Origin of the sequence: Longimicrobium sp., from assembly GCF_036280135.1 — a bacterium.
GTDB lineage: Bacteria > Gemmatimonadota > Gemmatimonadetes > Longimicrobiales > Longimicrobiaceae > Longimicrobium.
Window position 1 is genome coordinate 1 of the sequence record NZ_DASURI010000807.1, and the last position, 5,353, is coordinate 5,353.

Genomic DNA, 5,353 nt, shown 5'->3' on the forward strand with positions numbered 1-5,353 from the left:
TCTCCCTGCGCCTTTTCGCGGATCTCCCAGGGCAGGTCGTTGTGCCCGTCGATCAGGGGCGACGCGGCGTGAATGCGGCGCGCGCGCTCCAGCAGGGCGTCGCTCTGCGCGGACAGCGCGGACGCGGCCGCGGGAACGGCCAGGAGCGCCGCCGCGGCCAGCGTGACTCGGTGGTTCATGTCGTCGGATTGCAAGTGGATCGGAAGGCTACTGCGCCACCAGGCCGCGGAAGACGCCGGCGGTGCGCAGGGCCAGCGTCTGCGAGCGGCCCACCCACTCCACCTCGGCGCGCACGCGGCGGCGCTCCACGAAGTTGTCCTGCACCACGGGCGCGGCGGAGAACTCGTCCACCAGGTCCGGGGGGACGATGAGCAGGAACTCCTCGCGGCGGGGCTCGGAGGGGGCGCCCCAGCGGCAGCGGGCGGCGGGCACGCGGCCCTCCTGGATGAGCGAGGCCACGGAGCGCGGGGCCGTGTGGCCCTGGATGACGGTAAAGTTCTGCGGCGCCTCGCAGTACAGCTCCGTGCGCACCACCTTGCCCACGGCGCCCTCGCCCTGCACCACCAGGCGCTCGAAGCCGGCGGACCCGTACGCGTCCTCCGTGCCCGAGGCCGTAGCCTGCGGGTTGTCTGCGGCCACGACGGTGCCCGTGGTGGGCTGCTTTTCCACGAGCGCCTCGTCGCGGGCGCCCTGGGGCTCGTCGCGGCGGGTGGCGGTGTTCCACAGCAGCACCAGGGCGAACGCGCCCACGACGCCGTACGAGACGAGCGCCCACGGCCGCCGCCACATGGGCGGGGGCGCGCGCCGCTCCACGCGACGGCGGTCGGTGCCGCGCCGGTCGCCCGCGCGGGGGGCGTGCTCCCCGTCGGCGGGTTGGGGCGGGTGCTGCTTGGGGTGGTGCTGCGACATGCGCGTTCCGATGGATGGTCGCGGACCCGGGCTGCGTCCGAAAGGTGTTCGCGTGTTTGGATGCCGGATGGCAAGAGAAGGGTTTGTGCCACCGCTCCGCAAGCGCCCCCCACCGCGCGCGAATGGTCGTCCGGTGCGGATGGGCGGATGTGGCGACGGATTCGTCCCGACGCGTCCCTCTCGCACGGCTCTCCCGCTTCGTGCGCGAATCCAGTCGCTCGGGCTCTGTGCATCCCACGGCACTCGCCCGGTCCGGACCCGTCGCCGAAGGCCGACATCGCGTTGTCGGCCGCGCTTCATGACAGTTGCGGATCTGAATCGGCGTCGCGAGGCCCCAGCCCCGGCGAATGAATTCGCGGCTCTGACTGCGCGATGTCGGCCTTCGCCGACAGCTCCTGCCGCACGTCGCTTTTGTGCACACAGGCCGCGTTCCAGCCCCCCGGAGTCCGCCCCGGTGCACGTGGCGCCTCCTCGGCTGGGGCAGTCCGCGCAGGCGGACTTCGCGACTTTCCAGCGGCGAATTCATTCGCTCCGGCCGAGGGACGGCCTTACCGGATCAGATCCGCAACCGGCATCAATCGCCGGGGTGTGCGCAGGGGCCTCGCTCACCCGCGCGATCCGTCCCGTTGATTTCCTGGGGGAGGCGCCGCGTGATCCTCCTCCGTGCATCCTCTCTGGCGCCGACCGACGGATCTTCTCTCCCGTGCTCGGCTCCTGCTCCGCGGGATGGATCCGGCCCGCGTCATCCGCTCGCGGTTCAGGCGTAGAGGCCGATCCTCTGGGGCCGCACGCATCCAGGATCGTCAGGTCCCGCGAGGCCCCCTCAGGATGACAACGGGCCGAAGTGCGTGCGCACCGGCAGGCATTCCGACCGGCTCACTTTCGCACTTTCGCACTCACGCACTCACGCACTCACGCACTTTCGGACTGCCGTCCTCACGCACTCTTCGGCGCGGACTGCGGGAGGGCCAGGCGGAACGTCGTGCCTAGGCCGACCGTGGAGCTCACGTCCAGCGAGGCGCCCAGCGCCGTGGCCAGGCGCCGCGCGATGGGCAGCCCCAGGCCCGTGCCCTCCACCGCGCCGGACAGGTTGTCGCCGCGGTCCAGCTGCACGAACTCGTCCCAGATGCGCGCCTGGTCCTCTTCGGCGATGCCGGGGCCGCCGTCCGTCACCTCCAGCAGCGCCCCGCCGCCCCGCCCCCGGCTGATGCGCACCCACACGGGCGAGCCCTCGCCGAACTTGATGGCGTTGGAAAGCAGGTTCATCAGGATCTGCCGCAGCCGGCGCGGGTCCGTCTGCACCACGGGCACGCCGTCCTCCTGCACCAGGTGCAGCTCCGTGCGCGCGCTTTCGGTGAGGGGCTTGAGCGTCTCGAACAGGTCGCCCACCAGCTCCGGCAGCCGCACGTCCTCCGTCTCCACGTCCATTCGCCCGGACTCCAGCCGGGAGATGTCGAGCACGTCGTTCACCAGCTCGCGCAGGTGGCGCGCGGCGCGCTGCGAGCGCTCCACGGCCAGCTCCTGCTTTTCGTTGAGCGGGCCCCACACCTCCGCCAGCAGCAGGTCGTTGTAGCCCATGACGGCGTTGATGGGCGTGCGCAGCTCGTGGCTCATGGCCGCGTAGAAGCGGTTGCGGGCCGAGAGCGCGATCTGCAGCTCGCGGCTGCGGCGCTCCAGCTGCTGGTTGCTGCTGAGCAGCTGGTCCTGGCCCGCGTGGAGCTCCTCGGTCATGGCCAGGAGCTCCTCGTTCTGCGCCTCCATCTCCTCGTTCTGCGCCTGCAGGGCCCGCGACAGGCGCTCGTTCTCGCTGAACTCGCGCTCCAGCTCGTCCAGGGCGCGGGACAGGCGGGCCTTTTCCTTGGCCAGCTGCCGCTGCGTGTTGGCCTGCTCGCTGTTGACGGCCGCCAGCTCCTCGTACAGCTGGTCAAAGCGCGGGTCGCGGGGGCACTCCACCAGCCACAGGCGCCCGCCGTCCTCGTCCCACACGGGGTAGAAGGAGTGCGGCTCCACGGTGTCGCGGCCCTCCAGCATGAGCTCCCACGGGGTGGGCTGCCGGCCGGGCTCGTCGGGGCCGCGGGTGAGGATGGTGTCCAGCTTGCGCCGCGACGCCGTGTCCAGCACGGTGCCAAAGGGCCCGCCCGCCACCCCCCGCTCCAGCACACGCTCCAGCGCGCCGTTGCTTTCCACGACGACGCCGTCGCGGCGCAGCTCCAGCACAATGCCGGGAAAGCCGCGCAGCAGCGGGTGCAGCCCGAGGGCCGACGGGGTGTTCATGCGGCGAACCTTTCCTTCAATCGCTCGGCCGCCTCGACCGCGTCCTTCGCGGTGAGGTCCGCGCCCAGCCGTGTCGCCAGGGTGGGGTCCTCGATGAACGCCCGCCCTCCCACCGCGATCAGCGGCGGGTCCTCCGTCCGTGCGTCGCGGATGGCCTGGATGGCCTCGCGCACGCGCGCCACGTGCGGCGTGATGCTGGCGCTGAGCGCCACCACCTGGGGACGCCGCGCCTCCACCATCCGCACCAGGTCCTCCACGGGCACCGACGCGCCCAGGAAGACCGTGTCCCATCCCTCCATCTCCAGCACGTCGCAGATCATCCTCAGTCCCAGCTCGTGCCGCTCCTGGTCCGCGCACGCCGCCACCAGCAGGGGCCCCGGCTCCGGCGAGGCGCGGAACAGCTCCTCGTACAGCCGCGCCATGGACGCCTGGGTGATGGCCGTGGCCAGGTGCTCGTCGGCCACGGTAATGCGGTTCTCCTGCCACATCCGGCCCACCTCGCGCATGGCGGGCTGAAAGACGTCCAGGTACAGGGCGCGAATGCCCAGCCCCTCCGTCCGCGCCAGCTCCACCACCCCGAACGCCTCGCGGCGGCTGCCGGCCAGGACGGCGTCCAGGTAGCGCGTCCGCACCTCCTCGGCCGTCAAACGGCCTCCGAGGGCACGCCCCGCAGCGCCCCCAGCCCGGCCTCCAGCGATTTGGCGACGGCGGCCGACTGCTCCGCCGGCATGCGTCCCGCCACGTCGTCGCGCATGAGCTCCAGGCAGCGCACCAGCTCGTTGGTGGGCACGTTGCGGGCGCGCAGCACGCCGTCGCACCACTCGGCAAAGCGCACGAACATGGCCGGCGACTCCAGCTCCACGGCCGGCGCCAGGTGGTCCACCGTGTGCCGCATGTCCTGCAGGCACTTGTCCCAGCCACGCTGGCCGTACTTGTCCAGCAGCTCCGGCATCTCCTCGAAGAGCCGCGCCGTCACGGCCCGTGCGATCGCCTCCCTGTGCTCCAGCAGCGCCGCGGCGGCGCGCCCCGCGTGGCTCAGCTGCGCCATTCGGGCTCCGCGCGCGAGTCCATCAGCACCTCGAACGCCTCGTGGCGCACCGCCGTACGGTCCATGATCTCTCCCGGTTCGCGGCTGTGCGAGATGGAGTGCTCGCGGCTGCCCATGTAGGCGCGGAACGCGTCGCGGCTTTCCCACGCCGTGAGGAACGTGTGTGTTGCATCGCCCGCCTGCGGCCGCATGAGCTGCAGGTACAAAAAGCCCGGGAACCCGTCCACCAGGCGGGAGCGCTCCCGAAAGTGGCGCTCCAGCTCGGAGTGGTCCGCTTCGGGCACCGTCAGGTGGGAGATGAACACGAACATGGCTCCTTACGGCTACGTCAAGGACAATCCAGCACAAGAAAGCGCGTGGCGGTGCCCTTCGCAAGCATACATCCGTTTCGAACGGATTAGGATCCTACCCCGCGTCGAGCGCCTCGGTCCACCAGCCGAACAGGGCCAGCGCCCCCACCGTGGGCGCGGCGTCCACGTCTCCCGCCAGCACGCGCCGCCGGGCGTCGCCCAAGGGAATGCAGCACACGCGCGTGTCCTCGCCCTCGTCCAGCTCCTTTTCGCCCTCGCGGCGCGCGTCGCGGATGACGACGGCGTACACGCGCGTGGTCTGCCACGAGGGGTTCAGCACCAGGCACCCCACGCGCTCCGGCGGGCCGCCCGCGTACCCCGTCTCCTCCCGCAGCTCGCGGACGGCCGCCGCTTCGGGCGATTCGCCCGGGTCGATGATGCCGCTGGGCAGCTCCAGCGTCACGCGCTGCACGGGGTGGCGCCACTGCTCCACCATCACCAGCTCTCCGTCCGCCGTCAGGGCGATGACGGCCACCCCGTCGGGCGCGTCGGCCACGTGGAACGTATGTTCCGAGCCGTCCTCGGGCGAGCGGACGTGCAGGGCCCGCGCGCGAAAGACCTCGAAATCCCCCTCCGGCTCCTCCCTGATCACCTCCCAGCCCCGCGGCCGCGTCTCCGTCATCCGTGAACCAGTGCGAAAGTGCGAAAGTGCGAAAGTGCGAAAGTGGGTCATGTACCCGTTCATGGTTGATGCCTCGTAGGAGGCACGACCATCGAGAGCAGATGCTGAACGGTCCAGCAACGATCAGTCAGCCCGGCAGCCATCGCCGGC

The 5,353-nt window shown here is 71.4% G+C and carries 6 protein-coding genes; all 6 read right to left on the bottom strand.

The annotated features are described in order from the left end of the window. Window positions 1–207: 207 nt before the first annotated feature. The 6 genes from VFZ20_RS26060 to VFZ20_RS26085 all read right to left on the bottom strand — a co-directional run bounded on the left by VFZ20_RS26060 (window position 208) and on the right by VFZ20_RS26085 (window position 5,203). Entirely contained in the window at window positions 208–909 is a 702-nt protein-coding gene (locus VFZ20_RS26060; protein WP_329686894.1) for a hypothetical protein, read from the bottom strand. Between the two features lie 936 nt (window positions 910–1,845). Further along, window positions 1,846–3,183 carry a sensor histidine kinase gene (locus VFZ20_RS26065; RefSeq protein ID WP_329686895.1) on the bottom strand — a complete coding sequence of 446 codons (1,338 nt, stop codon included), beginning with the start codon at window positions 3,181–3,183 and terminating at the stop codon, window positions 1,846–1,848. Next, entirely contained in the window at window positions 3,180–3,830 is a 651-nt protein-coding gene (locus VFZ20_RS26070) for a cobalamin B12-binding domain-containing protein (protein WP_329686896.1), read from the bottom strand. Before VFZ20_RS26070 ends, VFZ20_RS26065 begins: the two co-directional genes overlap by 4 nt. After that, a complete protein-coding gene (locus VFZ20_RS26075; RefSeq protein ID WP_329686897.1) occupies window positions 3,827–4,231 on the bottom strand; it encodes a hypothetical protein in 405 nt (134 codons plus the stop codon). Before VFZ20_RS26075 ends, VFZ20_RS26070 begins: the two co-directional genes overlap by 4 nt. Further along, window positions 4,219–4,542: an antibiotic biosynthesis monooxygenase gene (locus tag VFZ20_RS26080; protein WP_329686898.1), complete on the bottom strand. Its 324-nt coding sequence runs from the start codon at window positions 4,540–4,542 to the stop codon at window positions 4,219–4,221. The genes VFZ20_RS26075 and VFZ20_RS26080 overlap by 13 nt, the downstream gene beginning before the upstream one ends. A 94-nt stretch (window positions 4,543–4,636) precedes the next feature. Then, entirely contained in the window at window positions 4,637–5,203 is a 567-nt protein-coding gene (locus VFZ20_RS26085; RefSeq protein WP_329686899.1) for an NUDIX hydrolase, read from the bottom strand. Window positions 5,204–5,353: the final 150 nt, after the last annotated feature.

Coding starts and splice junctions, on each gene's coding strand:
- VFZ20_RS26075 (WP_329686897.1), bottom strand. CDS start 4,231: ATGGCGCAGCTGAGCCACGCGGGGCGCGCCGCCGCGGCGCTGCTGGAG.
- VFZ20_RS26080 (WP_329686898.1), bottom strand. CDS start 4,542: ATGTTCGTGTTCATCTCCCACCTGACGGTGCCCGAAGCGGACCACTCC.
- VFZ20_RS26060 (WP_329686894.1), bottom strand. CDS start 909: ATGTCGCAGCACCACCCCAAGCAGCACCCGCCCCAACCCGCCGACGGG.
- VFZ20_RS26065 (WP_329686895.1), bottom strand. CDS start 3,183: ATGAACACCCCGTCGGCCCTCGGGCTGCACCCGCTGCTGCGCGGCTTT.
- VFZ20_RS26085 (WP_329686899.1), bottom strand. CDS start 5,203: ATGACGGAGACGCGGCCGCGGGGCTGGGAGGTGATCAGGGAGGAGCCG.